Annotated in this window: 2 protein-coding genes; one reads left to right on the forward strand and one right to left on the reverse strand. The window is 70.9% G+C overall.

Annotated elements, in window-relative coordinates; genetic code table 11:
* Window positions 1-34: 34 nt before the first annotated feature.
* Entirely contained in the window at window positions 35-427 is a 393-nt protein-coding gene (locus ACFV0G_RS39085; RefSeq protein ID WP_380558594.1) for an SCO5389 family protein, read from the reverse strand.
* A gap of 540 nt (window positions 428-967) precedes the next feature.
* Here ACFV0G_RS39085 and nucS point away from each other — a divergent pair.
* Window positions 968-1,627, forward strand: a complete 660-nt coding sequence (gene nucS / locus ACFV0G_RS39090) for an endonuclease NucS (protein ID WP_380558597.1) — start codon at window positions 968-970, stop codon at window positions 1,625-1,627.
* The last annotated feature ends 25 nt before the right edge of the window (window positions 1,628-1,652 follow it).

Here is a 1,652-nt window from a genome sequence, read left to right on the forward strand (position 1 = left end):
GCGCGGGGCGCCGGCCGGCCCCGCGGGCGGCGGTTCAGCAGTCGCGGAGCTCCGGCGACTGGTTGAGCAGCTGGGCCCGGACGGACGTGAAGCGCCGGTAGCGCTCCTCGTTCGCCTCGGAGGGTGCGAACACCGCGACCCGGTGGCAGTTCTGGAACGCCAGCCGGACACCGAAGTGCCGCTGCAGGGCGCCCCGGATCGCGTCACTGGCCATCGCGCGCAGCAGCTGGCCGCGGGCCTGCTCGCTGGGCGGCGGGACGTGGTTGTCGGCGAAGTCGGTGCCGTCGACCTTGGTCTGGGCGACCAGCGAGCTGATCAGCTCCCAGGCGTACGGGAGGGAGGTGCGGACGCAGTCGACGAACTCCCTCTCGTCGACCTCGCCTCTCTCGGCCATCTCGAGCAGGGCCGGTGAGACGTCGAGCGACATGGGTTCTCCTCTCGCGGTCCACGTCGGCGCGGCCCGCCGGCGTGGTCTTGCGGTTGGTGCGGGCTGGTGCTCGATCCGTGCGGACTCCCCGTCCGCCCGGCCGGATGTGACGCCCGGTCAGGCTGATGGATGGTCAGCTGTGACCCGCGAAGCCCGCACGGGCTCCGGGAGTACGTCGACGGCGCGCGGAGCGCAGTCCGGGCGCACGGGTGGCGTCCGGGCATGCGCCGGCGCCGCAGCGCGGTCGGCTGTGACGACGGCCGTTCACACCAGGGTGACAGGCCATCGCTCAGTGCGACGGTGGAATGCATCGAATACCGTCGGATTCACGGTCCGACACGCCAGATTGGCCGGATCGTGTCGCAGGGTTCACATCAACTCCCCATCCCCGTCGGGCGGCGCCCGCCGGACACCGCCGGTCGGTCCCGCCGTGCACGGCACGTGACCGCGCGGTCACCATGGTCGGGCCCTCCTCCGGTTTCTTCACCCCGTCGTCGCGGAATCGCATCAACTGGCCCCTGTGGGCTAGCGTGGTCGACCGTGCGTCTCGTAATTGCCCGCTGCTCCGTCGACTACGCCGGTCGGCTCTCCGCCCATCTCCCGTCCGCCACCCGCCTGATCCTGGTGAAGGCCGACGGGAGCGTCAGCATCCACGCCGACGACCGCGCCTACAAGCCGCTGAACTGGATGTCGCCGCCCTGCACGCTCAAGGAGGCGGACGGCACCTGGACGGTGGTCAACAAGGCCGGCGAGAAGCTGATCATCACCCTGGAGGAGGTGCTGCACGACTCCTCGCACGAACTCGGCGTCGACCCCGGCCTGGTCAAGGACGGCGTCGAGGCGCACCTGCAGGAGCTGCTCGCCGACCGCATGGAGGTGCTCGGCAGCGGCTGGTCGCTGATCCGCCGCGAGTACCCGACCGCTATCGGCCCGGTCGACATCCTCTGCCGCGACTCCGACGGCGCCACGGTGGCCGTGGAGATCAAGCGGCGCGGCGAGATCGACGGCGTCGAGCAGCTCACCCGCTACCTCGAACTCCTCAACCGCGACCCGCTGCTGGCCCCGGTCAAGGGCGTCTTCGCCGCCCAGGAGATCAAGCCGCAGGCACGCGTGCTCGCCTCCGACCGCGGCATCGGCTGCGTGGTCCTGGACTACGACGAGCTGCGCGGCATCGACGACGACAAGCTGAAGCTCTTCTAGCGCTCTCCCGACCGAAGGCCCCGGC

The sequence above is a fragment of the Kitasatospora sp. NPDC059571 genome (assembly GCF_042735675.1).
GTDB lineage: Bacteria > Actinomycetota > Actinomycetes > Streptomycetales > Streptomycetaceae > Kitasatospora.